At 67.0% G+C, this 17,263-nt stretch carries 18 protein-coding genes, 1 tRNA gene and 1 pseudogene; 12 read left to right on the plus strand and 8 right to left on the minus strand.

Features of this window, described 5'->3' with window-relative positions; all coding sequences use genetic code 11:
* The first annotated feature begins 5 nt into the window (after positions 1 to 5).
* From SR870_RS04880 to recJ, 3 genes are all read left to right on the plus strand, one after another.
* Positions 6 to 449 carry a GNAT family N-acetyltransferase gene (locus SR870_RS04880; RefSeq protein ID WP_322516912.1) on the plus strand — a complete coding sequence of 148 codons (444 nt, stop codon included), beginning with the start codon at positions 6 to 8 and terminating at the stop codon, positions 447 to 449.
* 267 nt (positions 450 to 716) lie between these two features.
* A complete protein-coding gene (locus SR870_RS04885; protein ID WP_322516913.1) occupies positions 717 to 1,445 on the plus strand; it encodes a haloacid dehalogenase type II in 729 nt (242 codons plus the stop codon).
* Positions 1,446 to 1,640: 195 nt separating this feature from the next.
* A complete protein-coding gene (gene recJ, locus SR870_RS04890) occupies positions 1,641 to 3,482 on the plus strand; it encodes a single-stranded-DNA-specific exonuclease RecJ (RefSeq protein WP_322518198.1) in 1,842 nt (613 codons plus the stop codon).
* Positions 3,483 to 3,624: 142 nt separating this feature from the next.
* Here recJ and SR870_RS04895 read toward each other — a convergent pair whose 3' ends face one another.
* From SR870_RS04895 to SR870_RS04905, 3 genes are all read right to left on the minus strand, one after another.
* Positions 3,625 to 3,915: a hypothetical protein gene (locus SR870_RS04895; protein WP_011441846.1), complete on the minus strand. Its 291-nt coding sequence runs from the start codon at positions 3,913 to 3,915 to the stop codon at positions 3,625 to 3,627.
* 94 nt (positions 3,916 to 4,009) lie between these two features.
* Complete coding sequence (locus SR870_RS04900) at positions 4,010 to 5,125, minus strand: FUSC family protein (RefSeq protein WP_322516914.1); 1,116 nt, start codon at positions 5,123 to 5,125, stop codon at positions 4,010 to 4,012.
* A gap of 10 nt (positions 5,126 to 5,135) precedes the next feature.
* On the minus strand, positions 5,136 to 6,362 hold the full coding sequence (locus SR870_RS04905; RefSeq protein ID WP_322516915.1) for a lytic murein transglycosylase: 1,227 nt from the start codon (positions 6,360 to 6,362) through the stop codon (positions 5,136 to 5,138).
* Positions 6,363 to 6,601: 239 nt separating this feature from the next.
* Between SR870_RS04905 and SR870_RS04910 the strand changes: the two genes are divergently transcribed.
* Entirely contained in the window at positions 6,602 to 7,585 is a 984-nt protein-coding gene (locus tag SR870_RS04910; RefSeq protein ID WP_322516916.1) for a lipid kinase, read from the plus strand.
* Positions 7,586 to 7,609: 24 nt separating this feature from the next.
* On the opposite strand, the gene SR870_RS04915 is transcribed toward SR870_RS04910, so the two are convergent.
* Complete coding sequence (locus SR870_RS04915) at positions 7,610 to 9,145, minus strand: M23 family peptidase (RefSeq protein WP_322518199.1); 1,536 nt, start codon at positions 9,143 to 9,145, stop codon at positions 7,610 to 7,612.
* A gap of 204 nt (positions 9,146 to 9,349) precedes the next feature.
* A complete protein-coding gene (gene efp / locus SR870_RS04920) occupies positions 9,350 to 9,916 on the minus strand; it encodes an elongation factor P (RefSeq protein ID WP_322516917.1) in 567 nt (188 codons plus the stop codon).
* A 140-nt stretch (positions 9,917 to 10,056) separates the two neighbouring features.
* Between efp and epmA the strand changes: the two genes are divergently transcribed.
* The 3 genes from epmA (at position 10,057) to SR870_RS04935 (ending at position 12,639) form a co-directional block, all read left to right on the plus strand.
* Positions 10,057 to 11,112: an EF-P lysine aminoacylase EpmA gene (gene epmA / locus SR870_RS04925; protein ID WP_322516918.1), complete on the plus strand. Its 1,056-nt coding sequence runs from the start codon at positions 10,057 to 10,059 to the stop codon at positions 11,110 to 11,112.
* On the plus strand, positions 11,109 to 12,197 hold the full coding sequence (locus SR870_RS04930; RefSeq protein ID WP_322516919.1) for a lysine-2,3-aminomutase-like protein: 1,089 nt from the start codon (positions 11,109 to 11,111) through the stop codon (positions 12,195 to 12,197). The genes epmA and SR870_RS04930 overlap by 4 nt, the downstream gene beginning before the upstream one ends.
* A 97-nt stretch (positions 12,198 to 12,294) precedes the next feature.
* Positions 12,295 to 12,639, plus strand: a complete 345-nt coding sequence (locus tag SR870_RS04935; RefSeq protein WP_322518200.1) for a hypothetical protein — start codon at positions 12,295 to 12,297, stop codon at positions 12,637 to 12,639.
* A gap of 42 nt (positions 12,640 to 12,681) precedes the next feature.
* On the opposite strand, the gene SR870_RS04940 is transcribed toward SR870_RS04935, so the two are convergent.
* Positions 12,682 to 13,272 (minus strand): HdeD family acid-resistance protein, encoded by a 591-nt coding sequence (locus tag SR870_RS04940; RefSeq protein WP_322516920.1) that lies wholly within the window; start codon positions 13,270 to 13,272, stop codon positions 12,682 to 12,684.
* 251 nt (positions 13,273 to 13,523) lie between these two features.
* On the opposite strand from SR870_RS04940, the gene SR870_RS04945 reads away from it, so the two are divergent.
* The 3 genes from SR870_RS04945 to SR870_RS04955 all read left to right on the plus strand — a co-directional run bounded on the left by SR870_RS04945 (position 13,524) and on the right by SR870_RS04955 (position 15,569).
* Entirely contained in the window at positions 13,524 to 13,724 is a 201-nt protein-coding gene (locus tag SR870_RS04945; RefSeq protein WP_322516921.1) for a hypothetical protein, read from the plus strand.
* Positions 13,725 to 14,080: 356 nt separating this feature from the next.
* Positions 14,081 to 15,133, plus strand: coding sequence for a sensor histidine kinase (locus tag SR870_RS04950; RefSeq protein ID WP_322516922.1), 1,053 nt, complete (start codon positions 14,081 to 14,083; stop codon positions 15,131 to 15,133).
* 61 nt (positions 15,134 to 15,194) lie between these two features.
* Complete coding sequence (locus SR870_RS04955; RefSeq protein WP_322516923.1) at positions 15,195 to 15,569, plus strand: response regulator; 375 nt, start codon at positions 15,195 to 15,197, stop codon at positions 15,567 to 15,569.
* Positions 15,570 to 15,674: 105 nt separating this feature from the next.
* On the opposite strand, the gene SR870_RS04960 is transcribed toward SR870_RS04955, so the two are convergent.
* Entirely contained in the window at positions 15,675 to 15,830 is a 156-nt protein-coding gene (locus tag SR870_RS04960; RefSeq protein ID WP_322516924.1) for a hypothetical protein, read from the minus strand.
* On the opposite strand from SR870_RS04960, the pseudogene SR870_RS04965 reads away from it, so the two are divergent.
* A pseudogene (locus SR870_RS04965) lies at positions 15,826 to 16,179 on the plus strand (autotransporter domain-containing protein); the annotation flags it as partial. The gene SR870_RS04960 and the pseudogene SR870_RS04965 overlap by 5 nt on opposite strands.
* 257 nt (positions 16,180 to 16,436) lie before the next feature.
* On the opposite strand, the gene SR870_RS04970 reads toward SR870_RS04965, so the two are convergent.
* Positions 16,437 to 16,511, minus strand: a tRNA-Glu gene (locus SR870_RS04970).
* Positions 16,512 to 16,792: 281 nt separating this feature from the next.
* On the opposite strand from SR870_RS04970, the gene SR870_RS04975 reads away from it, so the two are divergent.
* Complete coding sequence (locus SR870_RS04975) at positions 16,793 to 17,050, plus strand: PilZ domain-containing protein (protein WP_322516925.1); 258 nt, start codon at positions 16,793 to 16,795, stop codon at positions 17,048 to 17,050.
* The last annotated feature ends 213 nt before the right edge of the window (positions 17,051 to 17,263 follow it).

The following is a 17,263-nucleotide window of genomic DNA, read 5'->3' on the forward strand; positions in this document are numbered from 1 at the left end:
CGGCCATGGCCGTCGAGATTCGTCCTGTCGGCCCCGACGAGCGCGCCGCATGGGAGCCGCTGTGGGCCGGCTATCTCGAATTCTACAAGGCGACGATCGCGCCCGGCACCAGTGACGTCACCTGGGCGCGGTTTCACGATCCCGCCGAGCCGATGTATCTGCTCGGCGCCTATGTCGACGGCAAGCTCACCGGCATCGTCCAGTTCCTGTATCACCGCTCGTGCTGGACGGCGGGCGATTACTGTTACCTGCAGGACCTGTTCGTCGCCGACAGCGCGCGCGGGCTCGGCCTCGGCCGCAAACTGATCGAGGCGGTGTACGCGCGCGCCGAGGCCGACGGCTGCAGCCGGGTGCACTGGCTCACGCAGACCGGCAACGCCACCGCGCGCCTCTTGTACGACCGCATCGCCGACGATTCCGGCTTCATGCAATATCGGAAGGTTTTCTAGTTCGTCATTCCGGGGCGCACGCAGCGAAGCTGCGGGCGAACCCGGAATCTGAGACCGGCATTGGCCTTCGAGATTCCGGGTTCGCGCGTTTCACGCGCGCCCCGGAATGACGATGGCAAGGGGCGCAGACCTCATCCCGAGGAGCCCGGCGAGGCCCGCAGGCGAAGCGGGGCGTCTCGAAGGATGAGTGGCTGGAAATCATGGTTCGAGACGGCGCTGCGCGCCTCCTCACCATGAGGTCGGTATACGTAGCAAGGGAGAGAAGCGATGGCCGGAAGAGCCGAACCGACAGACGTGCAGGCCCTGGTGTTCGACATCTTCGGCACCGTGGTCGACTGGCGTAGCAGCCTGATCTCCGACTTCACCGCGTGGTCGGCGAAGCGCGGCGTCGCCGGCGACTGGGCCGGGCTGGTCGATGCGTGGCGGCAGGCCTATGTGCCGTCGATGGACGCGGTCCGCAAGGATCCGTCGCGCGGCTTCATCATCCTCGACGATCTGCACCGCCGCTCGCTGGAAAAGCTGGTGGTCGAGTTCGGCATCGCGGGGCTGACCGACGACGATCTGCACTACATGACGACCGGCTGGCACCGGCTGCAGCCGTGGCCGGATGTCGTCGCCGGCCTGACCCGACTGAAGACGAAGTACATCCTCAGCCCGCTGTCGAACGGCAATGTCGGGCTGCTGACGCGGATGGCCAAGACCGTCGGGCTGCCATGGGACCTGATCCTCGGCGGCGATCTGTTCGAGCACTACAAGCCCGACCCCGAGACCTATCTCGGCGCCGCGCGGCTGCTGAACCTGGCGCCCGGGCAGGTGATGATGGTCGCCGCCCACAACAACGACCTCGACGCCGCGCAGAAGCTCGGCCTGAAGACCGCGTTCGTCGCCCGCCCGACCGAATACGGCCCGCTGCAGAAGCAGGACTACGAGGCGACCGGCGCCTGGGACATCGTCGCCGCGGATTTCGGCGGCATCGCCGACCGGCTGGGGTGCTGAACGCAGCGCTGCGACACATCTCAGCGTCATCCTGAGGTGCGCGCCCTTGCGCGCCTCGAAGGATGCGCCGCGGGCACGGCGCTTGTCGCCGCATCCTTCGAGGCTCGCTTCGCTCGCACCTCAGGATGACGATTCAATGCATGAGGTGAGGCACCGGTTTGCCTCGTGCTCAACTCGTGCTTATCTCCACGCGCCATGACCTTGCCCGCATCCGCATTGCCGCCTGATCCAGTGTCGGCGTTTCTCGGCGTGACCCGCTCTGCCACCGGTAAGCTGTGGCGCGATCGGCTGGATGCGCGCGGCACCGCGAAGGCGCAGGCGATCGCGCAGCGCTATCAATTGCCGGAGATGCTTGCGCGGGTGATCGCGGGGCGGGGCGTCGAGATCGACGCGGTCGCCGATTTCCTCGATCCGACGATCCGCAAGCTGATGCCCGATCCATCCTCGGTGACGCAGATGGAAGCCGGCGCCACGCGCATCGCCGATGCCGCGACGAAGCGCGAGAAGGTGGCGATCTTCGGCGATTACGACGTCGACGGCGCGACTTCGGCGGCGCTCTTGGCCTGGCATCTGCGGCATTGCGGGCTCGATCCGCTGATCCACATTCCCGACCGCATCTTCGAAGGCTACGGCCCGAACGTCGACGCCATCCGGATGCTGGCGGACAAGGGCGCGACGTTGCTGATCACGGTCGATTGCGGCACCACCAGCCTCGAGCCTTTGGCCGAAGCGCGGCGGCTCGGCATGAGCGTGGTGGTGATCGATCATCACCAGACCGTCGACGAACTGCCCGAAGTGGACGCGCTGATCAATCCGAACCGGCCCGACGATCTGTCCGGGCTCGGCCATCTCGCCGCCGTCGGTCTGGTGATGATGACGCTGGTCGCGGTCAACCGCGAACTGCGCCATCGCGGCTTCTGGACGGTGGAACGGCCGGAGCCGAATCTGCTGGACATGCTGCATCACGTCGCGCTCGGCACCGTCGCCGACGTGGCCCCCTTGATCGGGCTGAACCGCGCTTTCGTCGCCAAGGGGCTGATCGCGCTGCGAAGGCGCGACCATGTCGGCCACACCGCGCTGATGGATGTGGCGCGGCTCAACGGACCGCCGGAGGTCTGGCATCTCGGCTTCATGCTCGGCCCGCGGATCAATGCCGGCGGCCGAATCGGCCGCGCCGATCTCGGCGTGCGGCTGCTGCTCGAAGGCGACGTCTCGGAGGCGGCACGGATCGCCGCCGAGCTCGACCGCCTCAACACCGAACGCCGCGTCATCGAGCAGATGGCGGAGGCGCAGGCGGAAGCCGAGGCGATGGCGTCACTCGGGCTCGAGGACAAGGGCGCGGTGATCGTCACGGCATCCGAGGGCTGGCATCCCGGCGTGGTCGGGCTCGTCGCGTCGCGGCTGAAGGAGAAGTTCGGCCGTCCGGCCTTTGCCATTGCGCTGGAGCCGGGCGGCATCGGCACCGGCTCGGGCCGCTCGATCGGCGGCGTCGATCTCGGCCGCGCGGTGCGCAATGCCGTGACCGAGGGCATCCTGATCAAGGGCGGCGGCCACGCGATGGCCGCCGGCGTGACGCTGCGCAAGGAACGCCTCGCCGAATTCCGCGGCTGGCTGGAGACCGCGCTCGCCGCCGACGTCGCCAAGTCGCGCCACGTCAATGAACTGTCGATCGACGGCGCGGTGTCGGCGCGTGGCGTCACGCCGGAATTCGCCGCCACGCTCAACCGCGCCGGCCCGTTCGGCGCCGGCAATCCCGAGCCGATCATCGCGCTGCCGGCGCATCAGCTGGTCTATGCCGACGAAGTCGGGCAGGCGCATCTGCGGCTGCGGTTCAGGTCCGGCGACGGCGCCATCGTCAACGGCATCGCGTTTCGCAGCGTCGGCCAGAAGCTCGGTCAGGCGCTCGCGGAAAACCGCGGACAGCAACTCCACGTTGCCGGCTGCCTTGCGATCGACCGCTGGCAGGGCGCCGAGCGCGTGCAGTTTCGCGTGATCGACGTCGCGGTGCCGGATCCCGGGCCGTCGATGATCCGGTGACGCGCGCGCCTTTGTTGATCGAAGCGCTGCTACCACACGGACGTCATCGCCGGACTTGATCCGGCGATCCATCACCTGAAGAAGGATGGATGGCCGGGTCAAGCCCGGCCATGACGAACTAACAACTGACGCGGCCGCTGGCCTACGTACAAATCTCGCCCTGCATCACCATCTCGCGGAACAGCTCGACCGCTTTCGGGTTGAGCGCGCCTTCATCGGGCAGCACCAGCGGCAGGTCGGGCGGGGCGAGGATGGCGAATTGCCGGCCCCATTCGTAGACCCAGGCGAGGCCGTCCTGGAACATCAGCTCGTCGTCGAATTTCGGCAGCCGCCCGGAGCGAGCCTCGGCGAAGCCGCGGCGGAAAGCGGTGTTCCAGACGATCTCGTCGAGCGGGGCCTGAAAGGTCTCGGCCTGCGGGCGCACATCGGTCACGGCACGATCCTGCGACACATCCAGCAATGAGGGCGAAGGCGGGTATTATCCCACGGCGCGCCGCGATCCGCACCCGGACTTTTGGCGGATCTGGTCACGGCTGCTTCGGCGCGCGGTCCGGCACCAGCCGCAGCGGCGTCAGCCTGCGGATAGCCGGGCGCACCCAGCGGCGGAAATTGGCGTTGTGCAGCAGGATGCCGCCGAAAAAGCCGACCAGGCAGCCGAGCACGGTGTCGATCAGCCGGGCCTCGATGATCTCGACCGGGACGCCGTGGCCGAGCGTGGCGGCGTCGGCGAGGAAGATCGTCAGCGGGGTGATGAAGATCACCGCGAAGCCGTAATGCCGGATCACCGCGGTCTCGATCACGAAGCTGAGGCCCAGCACGAGGAACGCGATGCTCCATTTTTCCAGCGGCAGCGACAGCAGCGCGGCGGCGATCACCAGACCGAGCACGGTGCCGAGGATGCGGTGCAACTGCCGGTTCCAGATCGCCCGCACCGACAGGCCCTGGATCACCGCGAGGCAGCTCACCGGCACCCAATAGGGCCGCTCCAGTTGCAGCGCCTGCGCCAGCGCCAGCGAGACGCCGACGGCGCAGCCGATCAGCACCGAGTCGAGTACGACGACATCGAAATCGGCTTGCGCCAACGGCTCGATCGGCAACGGATCGCGGATCCGCGACACGTAGAGGGTGTAGATCAGGGCGATCAGGGTGGCGAGCAGGCTGCCCATCGCGAACAGCCCGACCTTCAGCGGCACCTGCATCAGATCGCTCGGCGTGTAGGCCGCGATCGACGCCGCCATCACGAAGAACAGGCTGCCGGGCGGCCCGACCCGATAGAACCGGCACACCATCGTCACCATGATGGCGACGAAAGTCAGCGCCGGCACCAGCAGGAACGGCAGCAGATGCACCACCAGTCCGACCGTGTAGCAGGCGAGGAAGCCGAACGACGCCGCCATCATCGCCGCCATGCGATGATGCAGCGGCGTGCGCGGCAGATACAGAAACGCCATGCCGCCGAGCGAGGAGATCAGGCCGTAATCGAGGTGATCGAAATACGCGCCGATCAGCATCGGCAGTCCGGCGGCGAGCGCGACCGAGGCCGGCATCTGCCAGGGGCGGTCGCTCGGATTGATGGTGACCAGCGCGCGCCATTCTTCGTGCGCCAGCGCCTTCACCCGGTGCCAGGTCCAGTGATGCGGCATCGCGGGCGACCTACGGCCCCTGCCGCAGCCGCGCCAGCAGCTTGAGCCCGCCATAGCCGTCGGCGGGCTGCATGCCCGCGCGGGTCTGATAATCGCGCACCGCCTTCATGGTGTCGTTGCCGACCCGGCCGTCGGTGCCGCCGGTGTCGAAGCCGGCGCGGGTCAGCCGTGTCTGCATCTCCTGCACTTCGGCCAGCGTCATCGCGCGTTCGGAGCCGGGGAACGGATTGGCGAACGGGCCGGCGCCGAGAATGCGGTCGCCGAGATGGCAGATCGCCAGCGCGTAGTTCATCGACGGATTGTAGCTGCGCACCGCGTAGAAATTCGGCCCCAGCAAAAATTGCGGGCCGCCCGCGACCGGCACCCACATCTGCGCCATCGCTTGCGGATCGGGAAACGGTTCGCCGTCGACGCGGGCGACGCCGGAGCGCGACCAGGCGAGATAGGAGCGGCTGCCGCTGATCGCGCCGCCGGGGCCGCTGACCTCGTAGCCCCAATGCTCGCCGCGCCGATACTTGCCGCGATTGACGAGATATCTGGCACTGGAGCCGAGCGCGTCATCGGGGCGGCCGAACGGCGAGACCCGGCCGTCACGGTCGTAGTCGATGCCGACATTGAGCCAGACTTCGGGCATCCATTGGGTGTGACCCATCGCACCGGCCCAGGAGCCGCGCATCTCCTCGGGCGTCGACCAGCCGCGGTCGACGATCTTGAGCGCGTTGATCAGTTCGGTTTCCCAATAGGCGCGGCGGCGCGGCTCGTTCCAGGCCAATGCTGCGAGCGAGGGAAACACCGGGCGCATGTGGTTCTGCTGCACCAAAGGGTCGCCATAGGCGGTCTCGACGCCCCACAGCGCCAGCAGCGTGCCGCGCTCGACGCCGTAGTCGCGCTCGATCCTGGCGAACAGCGCCTCGTTCTTCTGCAGCGCCACGCGGCCGTTGCCGATGCGCCAGTCGGAGACGCGGCGGTTGATGTATTGCCAGAGCTGCTCGTGGAATTCCGGCTGCTTCTGCATCTTCTTGAAGACGCTCATGTCCGGCTCGAGCCGGCCCATCGCGCGGTCCCAGGTCTGCGCCGAGATGCCCTTGGCGAGCGCGCGGCCGCGGAACCTGTCGCGCCATTCGTCGAAGCCGGCCGGGGCGGCGCGCGCCGCCGCGGGCCACAAGATGGCCGCGCCGAGCGCGGATTGCAGCAGAAGGCGACGGGTCGGCTGGAAACTGGAATCGCAGCGTGTCATCGCGCGAGTTTAACGGCTTTGCTGCGGGCCGCCAGAGCCGAGGCCGGTGGCGGGGCGACAGCGCCCGGCGCCACCTGCTGGCGCAGACTTGCCGTGGGCGCGCGCGGTTGCAGCGGAGGCGAAGCGACAAGTTGTCTCGGGGCGGCACCTTTCGGCGGCGGGGCGTTATCCGGTGTCGTCGCCATTCCGGCTCGCCGTCCGCCGGCTCGCCTGCCAGTTCTCGTCCAGATGGATCCTGCATGACCGAAACTCACGTCATTCCGACTTCGGAAGACCTGTCGCCGGCTAGCGAAACCGGCGGGGCGGACGATGGGAGCGGCTCGGCGGCGATTTCGCTGCGGCGCCTGCTGATGGTGGTCAATGGCGGGAGCCGGTCCGGCGGCGAGGCCGGGGGCATCGCGGAGTCGCGGCTGAGGGCGGCCGGTTTCGACGTGCTGAAGTCCCCGCCGGGCAAACCGGACGACCTTCAGCGCTGGATCGAAGCCCATGCCGACGGCGCCGAGGCGGTGGTGGTCGCCGGCGGCGACGGCACGCTCAATGCAGCCGCGCCCGCGCTGGTGACGACCGGATTGCCGCTCGGCATCATTCCCGCCGGCACGGCCAACGATCTCGCGCGGACGCTCTGCCTGCCGCTCGACATCGAGGCCGCTGCGGACGTGATCGCGGCCGGTCACCGCAAGCGGATCGATCTCGGCTCGGTCAACGGCCACAAGTTCTTCAACGTCGCCAGCGTCGGACTGAGCACCGAACTCGCGCGCGAGCTGAGCGGCGAGAGCAAGCGCCGGTTCGGCCGCCTGAGCTACGCGATCACGGCAGCGAAAGTGCTGAGCCGAATGCGGCCGTTTCGCGCCGTGATCGTTTCGTCGGGCAGTTCGGTCCGGGTGAGGACTTTGCAGATCGCCGTCGGCAACGGCCGCTACTATGGCGGCGGGATGGCGGTCGAGCAGACCGCCGAGATCGACGATGCGCGTTTCGATCTGTACTCGCTCGAATTCGGCCGGCTGTGGAAGCTGCTGGCGATGGCCTATGATTTCCGCAAAGGCCGGCACGTGATGTGGCGCGAAGTCCGGGCCGAGCGCGGCGTGTCGTTTGAAATCCACACCCGCAAGCGACGTCCGATCAATGCCGATGGTGAAATCGTCACCTCCACTCCGGCCCGGTTCGAGATGCTGCCGAAGGCCGTCAGCGTGTTCGTCCCGAAAGAGACGCCCCCGCGCGACTGAGACGCGCCCGCTCACCCGGATTGTTCACTCCTCCGGACCCGCGCGCGCGACTGCGGGCGGAAACGCGGCCTCCGGCACGATCTCGCTGCCACGTTCGCCGAGCAGCCGCTCATAAGCGGCGATCAGCGTGACGTAGGGGTTGACCCAGAGCCAGCCGTCCGGCGTGAACACCTGCACGTCGAAATGCAGATGGCGTGAGGTGCCGTTGGGGCGATCGAGATAGTTGCCGACCACGCCGAAGCGCTCGCCTTCATCGACGCGGCGGCCGTTGAGCACGCCGTCGGCGTCGAGCTCCCACGGATTCATGTGCATGTAGCGGAAGCGGATGTGCTCGCGGCTTGTATTGACCTGCAGCGTCACCGCCTGCTGCTTCGGCGATCGGATCAGCACGCCGTCGCGCACCGCGACTACGCCCTGCTGCTTGACGTCGCAATCGGCCTGGCCGGGCAGGCAGGCGCCGGGGCGGATGTCCTGACCCTGATGGCCGAAGCCGGTGGCGCACTGGCCGACGCCGAAGCTGCGGCTCTCGCAGAAATTGTCCCGCCACGGATAGGCATAGGGCCCGTTGCCGCCGACAGCGGGGCGATGCCGCGCATAGGACTGCGACCGCGCATAGGCCGGCTGGTTCTCGATCGGAAACCGCATCTGCGCGTAGACGGTGAAATCGGGGCGGCCCTGCTGCTTGCGGAAGCCGGAATTGGCGATGATGTCGCCGCTAGGCCGATAGCTGAAATCCGGCGACAGCGCGGTCGGCCGCTCGGCGATCGCGGGTTCGATATCGCGGCGCGGACGATGCGGCCGGCCGCCGGCGATGCGCAGCGCCGTCAGGAAGCGCTCGGCCACCGGATAGCTTTCGCGGCAGGCGAGGCGCCTGGCTTTCGGAACCGAGTCGAGGCACTGGATCGACACCACATAGGCCACGCCGAACCGGGTGAAGGCGTAGCGCACATGGCCCTCGCGGATGAAACGGCGCAGGTCCGGATACTGCGCAGCCAGCGCCTTGACCGGCTCGCCCTTGCCGCCGAACGGATCGGCGATGTCGTAGATCAGGTTCGAGCCGGTGATCTGCACCTCGACGGGGCTGGCGAACACCCGCGGCGGCATGTCGTCGCCGGCGCCGGGCTCGAGCGCGAACACCGCGTCGTAGCCGGAGGGGCCGGCGTCGAACATCTCGACCGGACGGAAGCCGGCCTGGACGCGCAAAAGCAGCGCCTGATCCGGCTCGGCCTTCGGATCGGCGTCGAGCAGCGCGGCGACGTCGAACGGCAGCAGCACCGGCACCGCGCTGCGGCCGATGCCGGGGAAGAACCGCGCGCTGATGGCGTTGAGCCGGACCAGCGCCGGGATCCGACGCGGATCATAGGCCCGCAGCCCGCGGCGACCGCTGAAGATGAATTCGGCGGCGACGGCGGGCCGGCCGCCCAGTTCGGAGCGCAACTGGCTCAGGGCCGCGCTCCAGTCGGTCCGCAGCGTGGTCACGGTCGGGGTGCGGAAATCGTCAGCCCGGGCCGGCGTGGCGGCGGCGAGAGCGGCGATCAGCAGCGCCGGCAGCCCGCGCATGCTCCGCAGCAATGTCTGTCCGACCCACCTGGATCTCAAAACGCGACGCGCCTCCTGCAGTCCGGAGGTCATCTAACGGTGTTTTGGTCCGTCGGCCAAGCCCGGGAGGTGCGCAGGGGGCATGGCCCCGAGCCCACGAAAAAGCCCGCCGGGGTGCGGCGGGCTTGGATCGGCTTCGAAGCGCCGTTGGTGCGTCAGTCCAGGTCAGTCCTTGGCGCGCTCGACATAGGAGCCGTCTTCGGTCAGAACCACGATCCGGGTGCCGACGCCGACGTGGGGCGGCACCGCGGTGCGGACGCCGTTCGACAGGATCGCCGGCTTGTAGGACGACGACGCGGTCTGGCCCTTGGTGACCGGCTCGGTCTCGACCACTTCGAGCGTGGCGCGCTGCGGCAGCGTGATCGCGACCGCGGTGGTGTCGTGCATCGACAGCTTCACCACCATGCCTTCCTGCAGATAGGGCGCGCTGTTGCCGACCACGTCCTTGGTGACCTGAACCTGGTCGAAGGATTCCGGCTCCATGAAGTGGAAGCCTTCGCCGTCTTCATACAGGAAGCTGTAATTGCGCTCTTCGATCGTCGCCTTTTCGACCTGGTCGGTGGTCTTGTAGCGCTCCGAGATCTTCACGCCGTCGCTGATTCGGCGCATTTCGATCTGGCTGACCGGAGTTCCCTTGCCGGGGTGGATGTTTTCGGCGGACAGGACGACGTAAAGCTTCCCATCTTGCTCGAGGACGTTGCCCTTGCGAATAGAACTGGCGATGACTCTCAAAGGATTATTTCCTGTGGTTCAGGTCCGGGCCCGATCCGGGCGTTGGCATCCGGCGGCCTGCGAAACGGTTTCGGGCCGCAACATACCCATTTGCCCCGACTATGCCAGCGTTTTGCGCTTTGCCGCGGGGGCTACTTGAGATGCAAAGCCGGGTGGACGCGTCGCCGTGGTGGGATCGGGGCAGGTATCTGGACCGAAAGCCTTTTTTGCGCGCGCGAAGCGCCGTGACGCGGGCGGCGCGGGACTGGTTCGCCGCGGCGGATTTCGCCGAGGTCGAGACCGCGATCCTGCAACTGTCGCCCGGCAACGAGACTCATCTGCACGCGCCGCGTACCGAATTGCTGGGGCCCGACGGCGAGCGCCGGACACGCTTCCTGCGCACTTCGCCGGAATTCGCCTGCAAGAAACTGCTCGCCGCCGGCGAGGAGCGGATCTTCGAATTCGCCCGCGTGTTCCGCGACCGCGAGCGCGGACGGTTGCATCTGCCGGAATTCACCATGCTGGAATGGTACCGCGCCGGCGAAAGCTACGAGGCGGTGATCGCCGATTGTGTCGCGCTGATTGCGCTGGCGGCGCGGACCACGGGCGTCGGCGGCTTCGCGTTTCGCGAGCGGCGCTGCGATCCGCAGGCGGAGCACGAGATGCTGACGGTCGCCGCCGCTTTCGAGCGCTTCGCCGGGATCGATCTGCTCGCGACCATCGTCGATGGCGCGGGCGATCGCGACGCGCTGGCGCGGGCGGCTGCGGGCAAGGTGCGCATCGCGGACGATGACAATTGGTCGGATATTTTCAGCAAGGTGCTGGTGGAGCATATCGAGCCGCGGCTCGGGGAGGGACGGCTGACGGTGCTGTGCGACTATCCCGCACCGGAGGCGGCGCTGGCGCGAACCAGGACGGACGATGCGCGCGTCGCCGAGCGCTTCGAGGTCTATGCCTGCGGCGTCGAACTCGCCAACGGCTTCGGCGAACTCACCGACGCCGCCGAGCAGCGCGCGCGATTCAATGCGGCGATGGACGAGAAACAGCGCCGCTACGGCGAGCGCTATCCGCTCGACGAGGATTTCCTCGCCGCAGTGGGACAGATGCCCGAAGCCAGCGGCGTCGCACTCGGCTTCGACCGGCTGGTGATGCTGGCGGCGGGCGCGACCAGGATCGATCAGGTGGTGTGGACGCCGCCGGCGGGCGAGGCGTCATGAGCAAGGTCACCCGATTGCAAACGCCCGCCGCCGCGACGCTGCGCCAGCCGTCTGAACTGATCGCGCAGGGACTGGCGCCGGCGCAGTCGCGCGACGACCTCGAGCAGGTCGCGGCGCGCTACGCGATCGCGGTGACGCCCGATGTCGCGGCGCTGATCGATCCGAACGATCCCGACGATCCGATCGCGCGGCAATACATCCCGCGTGCCGAGGAGCTCGCGACGCTGCCGATCGAGCGCGACGACCCGATCGGCGACGCCGCGCATGCGCCGGTCGAGGGCATCGTGCATCGCCACCGCGACCGCGTGCTGCTGAAGCTGGTGCATGTCTGCGCCGTGTATTGCCGGTTCTGTTTCCGCCGCGAGACGATCGGTCCCGGCAAGGACAACGCGCTGTCGCGCGAGGCGACCGCGGCGGCGCTCGACTACATCCGTGCCCATCCGGAAATCTGGGAAGTGATCTTCACCGGCGGCGATCCGCTGATGCTGTCGCCGCGCAGGCTCGCCGAGATCATGGCCGAACTCGCGACGATCGATCACGTCAGGATCATCCGGTTTCACACAAGGCTGCCGGTCGCCGATCCGGCGCGGATCACGCCGGAGCTGGTGCGGGCGTTGCAGACACCCCGGACAACCACGTGGGTGGCGCTGCACGCCAACCATCCGCGCGAACTCACCGCGGCTGCCCGCGCGGCGTGTGCGCGGCTGATCGATGCCGGCATTCCGATGGTCAGCCAGTCGGTGTTGTTGCGCGGCGTCAACGACGATTCGGAGACGCTGGAAGCGCTGATGCGCGGCTTCGTCGAATGCCGGATCAAGCCGTATTATCTGCACCACGGCGACCTCGCGCCCGGCACCGCGCATCTGCGTACCACGCTGGCGGAAGGGCAGGCGCTGATGCGGGCGCTACGCGGCCGCGTCTCCGGCCTGTGCCAGCCGGAATACGTGCTCGACATTCCCGGCGGCTACGGCAAGGCGCCGGTCGGCCCAAACTATCTACATGGCGATGATGGAACCGGCGCGGTTTCGCGCTATCGTGTGACCGACTATTGTGGCGACGTCCATCTCTATCCGCCCGAGTCGTGACGAGCGACCCCGGGCCGCAACCAGAGACGGCAACCGCAACGTTCATCAAGCGTTGTTGCTCCAGATGCAGCCCGAAGCGCAGGGCAAGGAGATCGAGATGAGAAAGCTGATCATTGTGGCCACGGCCTTGACGCTCGCAGGTGGCGGCCTGGCGTTTGCGCAATCGGGCGGCGGTGCGTCCGGCGGAAGCTCCGGCGGCGCGAGTACGAGCGGCGGGATGGGGGCAGGGTCGCGCAGCGGCGGCGCGGGCGGGCTGGGTGGGCCGGCCAATCCGTCGGTGCCGCCGGCCCTGACCAATGATCAGGGCGTCACCGGGCAGGCGCCCGTCGGCCACCGGCAGCCGCGGCGCACGGACGTTCCGCCCGAGCGTTCGATCGACGAGGTCGATCCGGCCGACGCGGCGCTCGACCGCAAGATCAAGAGCATCTGCCGCGGCTGCTGAGCCGCGGCAATCGCCGTTACGGCGTCATGATCGCCGACGGCTTCATGACGCCTTGTTGCGGGCGGCGAGCGCCATCGCGATCAGCGACGTGCCGCCGAACACCAGATTGATGCCGACCAGCAGGCCGACCGCCCAGGCCGCGGTGCCGGGCCATCCCGAGATGATGATGAACGCCACGATGATGTCGAGAACGCCGGCGGCGAGCATCCAGCCCCAGCGTTCGGACAGCCGACCGCGATGCTGCAGCGCGTACATGATGGTCGCAACGCCTTCGGCCAGGAAGTAGACGCCGATCACCAAAGTCAGGGTCAGGGTGCCCTGCACCGGCATCAGGATCAGGATCACGCCCGCGATCACCGCCAGGATCGCTGAGGCCAGCGACCACCAGAAGCCCGGCGCCTGCCGTGCCCAATAGCTGAAGGCGAGGCCGGCGATGCCGCTGACCAGAAAAAGCCAGCCCAGCAGGATCGTGATCGCGAGGCTGGCGAGCAGCGGCAGCAGGATCGCTGCGAAGCCGAACACCAGAAGCAGGATGCCTTCGATCAGATACGCCTTCCAGTGCTTGCCGATCGCCGCCTCGACCGTGGCCTGAAGCCGCTCTGGTCCGTCTGCCGGTCCGTCCGAAAGTGTCATGGGAATCTCCTGTGCCGTGAACACGCGGAACATACCCCTGCGCAACGGACCGCGGCGCAAAATGTTCGCCGGTATTCCGACTTGGTGCCGCGGGGCGCGCAGGGCTGGTGCGCATTGCGGCGGGTGGTCCGAGCCCATCCAATCTCGGCTGTCGAAATTCGTCGCGAGCGCTGAGTCGCTTGCGCTGCGTCAACTTCCGCGGCGGGTTCGCCCCTATGATGATCGGCGAACGGTCTGATCAGGAAGTTGTTATGGACGAACGACGACGGCCCGGATGCACTGCATGCGGAGCGCGGACGGCGCTGGCGCGGGTGTCGCCGATCGAGAGCATCCACGAACTGCGCACCTTCGAATGCGCCCGCTGCGGCCAGGTCGACCGCTACGCCGTCAAGGCCGAACCGGACTCGTATTGGGTGCTGCTGCGTCCGCACGACAGGCCGGCGGCAGCGTAGGGACCGACATCGGCCTGCGTCGAACGCTCCTCATTCTCCGCTCACGCCGTCGCGCGGTCGCAGTAGAGATAGAGGTCAATTTCGACCACTTCTGTCGAGCGCACTTGCGCGTGCGGCAAAGCCCGCGTGCTTCCTGCTGAATTACAGCAAATCGGACCTAACCTTGCGTCGCATTGTTCACGATCGAGGAACCGACGCGGTCGAATCAGCAGCGTACGCTGCACTGCAGTCGTTAGGATGACGCAGTTGTGCGCATGGCGTGTTAGGCTGTTCCAGAGCGTCAGCCTCCGGGCTGTGACCACGCTCCTGCCGATTCATGACTCGCACCCTGAGTCTCCGGCCCCCGAGGGCCATTCATGCCAGAGACCCCGACCGTGTATTTCGAGGCGGCGAGCACGCTCGCCGTCGTGGTGGCGTCGAACGAACCGCTGCTGTTCCTGTCCGAAGACCAGAAGGTCATTGCTGCGAGCGCATCGTTCTGCCGCGCGTTTGAAATCGATCCCGCGACCGTTCCCGGCAAACGCCTCAGCGAACTCGGCAACGGCGAATGGGACATGCCCAAGCTCGCCTCGCTGCTGAGGGCGACCGCTTCGGGAAGCGCGCAGATCGAAGCCTACGAAATCGATCTGCGCAGGCCGAAACTGAATGCACGAAACCTGGTCGTCAACGCCCGGATGCTCGATGACGGCGTCAAGGATCGCGTCCGGCTCCTGGTGGCGGTGACCGATGTCACCGACGCGCGCGCCGAATCCCGATTGAAGGATGATCTCGTCCGCGAAAAGGCGATCCTGCTGCAGGAAGTCCAGCATCGCGTCGCCAACAGCCTGCAGATCATCGCGAGCGTTCTGATGCAGAGCGCGCGTCGGATCCAGTCGGAAGAAGCGCGCGGGCATCTCCACAGCGCCCATCACCGGGTGATGTCGATCGCGGCCCTGCAACGCCAACTCTCGACCTCCACCGGTGAAACCGTCGAACTCCGAACCTATTTCACTCAGCTTTCGCAAAGCCTGGGTGCATCGATGATCGACGACCCGGGCCGCCTCTCCATCGTCGTGAGAGCTGACGACAGCACCGTGGCTGCGGACACGTCGGTGAGCCTGGGTCTGATCGTCACCGAACTCGTGATCAACGCCCTCAAGCACGCCTTCCGTGATCGGCTCACCGGCACGATCGTGATCGACTACCGCTCGTCGGGCAAAGATTGGACGCTTTCGGTCGCCGACGACGGGGTCGGGATGCCTGTCGGGAGCGAAGCGCCGAAGCCCGGCCTCGGCACCGGAATTGTCGACGCGCTCGCCAAGAATTTGCTGGCGACGATCGAGCTGAGCGATGCGGGCCCCGGCACCGTCGTGACAATCAGCCATCGGGAAGACGCCGATAGCGAAAACAGCCGTTCGACCGCGGCATAGGATCTCAATTGGCTTCAGATCAATGGACCAACAACGCAGCGCCCAACCACCCGAGTGGCAGATGAAGAACGGCAAGGCCGTCGTCCTCGTGGTCGAAGACAACACCGTCATTCGGATGGGGGCCGTCGATCTGGTGCTGTCGGCCGGCTACGAAGCGCTGGAAGCGCACGATGCGGACGCCGCAATTCGCATTCTCGAATCGCGCGACGACATCGACCTGGTTTTCACCGACGTTCAGATGCCGGGTACGATGGACGGCATCAAGCTGTCGTACTACATCCGCGATCGATGGCCGCCGGTGAAACTGATCGTCGCGTCCGGCGACGCCATCCTCGAAGAGAGCAGCCTGCCCACCGGGAGCCGATTCTTTTCGAAGCCCTACGATGAGCACACGATCACGGACGCCATGGCCCGCCTGCTGGCGAGTGATAACTGAGCGACTGCCGGGCCGATCCGCATACGACCGACGAGGCGCGACGTCTTGCGCGATCGGCGATGCCCGCGATGGCATCGGTTCAGATGAGCCGACTTCAAGCCGCGGTCATGCGGTCGCGATCAGACCGGTGCCGGCCGGGACGTTCCAACGCGCCTCAAAGGCGCGCGGCGGCGCCTTGACGAACATCGCAAAGGCGTCGCGCTCGGTGCGGGTGCGCTTGCGGCCGTCCGCATAGGCGAGGGCATCCGCAGCGAACGGCATCGGCGGTTTCGCGCTGAACTACGCCACCAAGACCGCCACGGCGACCCGCACCGAACTCGGCCTGCGCGGCGACAAGTCATGGGCGATGGCGGAAGGACTCCTGACGCTGCGCGGCCGCGCCGCCTGGGCGCATGATTACAATGCCGACCGCAACGTCAGCGCCGTGTTCCAGTCGCTGCCCGGCTCGAGCTTCATCGTCAACGGCGCCGCCCGCAACGCCGCGCTGACTTCCGCCTCGGCAGAAATGTCCTTCAACGGCGGCTGGTCAGTGGCCGCGACGTTCGATGGCGAATTCTCCGACGTCAGCCGCAGCTACGCAGGCAAGGGCGTGGTGCGTTACGCCTGGTAGATCGCCACGTTCCGGGAAGGTCCCGACTTCGAACGACATCATAGTGAACGGCGTTCACTATGATCGAGGCTGATTCCTGCGGCGGCAAATCGCCTAGCCGGCGAACAGACTCGTCGACGAAGGCTTCAGGGCCGCAATCTGGAACGTGAAGCCGCTGCCTGGACCTCGAAACCCGAGGTGTGCCGCCATGTGCGTCGTTCCGTGTCGGACACACCGGCGGGAAATGGCGCTCTTTCACTTATTCGGGGGGGAAGTTTTGGCGCTCCCTAGCGGAATCGAACCGCTCTCTCCACCGTGAAAGGGTGGCGTCCTAACCGATAGACGAAGGGAGCGAAGCCGCGTGGCGCGCGAACCGGATTCGGGGTCGCTGGCCGGCGGAAACGCACGGTCGTACGTCGTATTCTCGAGCCATTTCAACGCGATGCGCTGATCGGCGGCGCCTCCGAGCGTGCGGCCATAGGGGCCCGAACGTCAGCGGCGGGCGAACGTATAGTGGCGTTTGCCGGGCCGGGCAAGTCCGCCGCGCCAAGAACCGCAAATACCCCGAAATTTCGCTCAAGTTTGCAACGTTTTTTCAATGCCGCGGGCCTAGACCGGGGGCAACGGAGCGGACATGGCCAAAGAACGAAACAAGCGCGACTCGCGCAAATCGGTGCGACAGAGCGGCTGGATCACGCTGGATGGCGGCTTCGCGGCGCGGCCTTGCGAGGTGGTCGATCTGTCGACCTCGGGCGCCAAGCTCACCCTGGCGGATGCGATCTCGCTGGGACCGAAACTCCGGCTGGCGTTCTCGCGCGATTCCCGAACCGGCCGGAATTGCGAAGTGGTGTGGCGGCGCGGCACGACGGTCGGCGTCAAATTCGTCAGTTGAGACGACGAGGGCGCGACGTCACCCCGTCGATCGACGCCGCCCTCTTTGGAATGCAAACAGGCCCCGCAATGACGGGGCCTGTCGCGTTATCATCGAGCGTGATCAGCCGAAGAACAGCCAGAGCAGAATGATGATCGGGATCGGAATGCCGATCAGCCAGAGAAGTAGTCCACGCGCCATGTCAGCCTCCATCAATTGCAGAACCAACGTCAT

Source organism: Rhodopseudomonas palustris (genome assembly GCF_034479375.1).
GTDB lineage: Bacteria > Pseudomonadota > Alphaproteobacteria > Rhizobiales > Xanthobacteraceae > Rhodopseudomonas > Rhodopseudomonas palustris_M.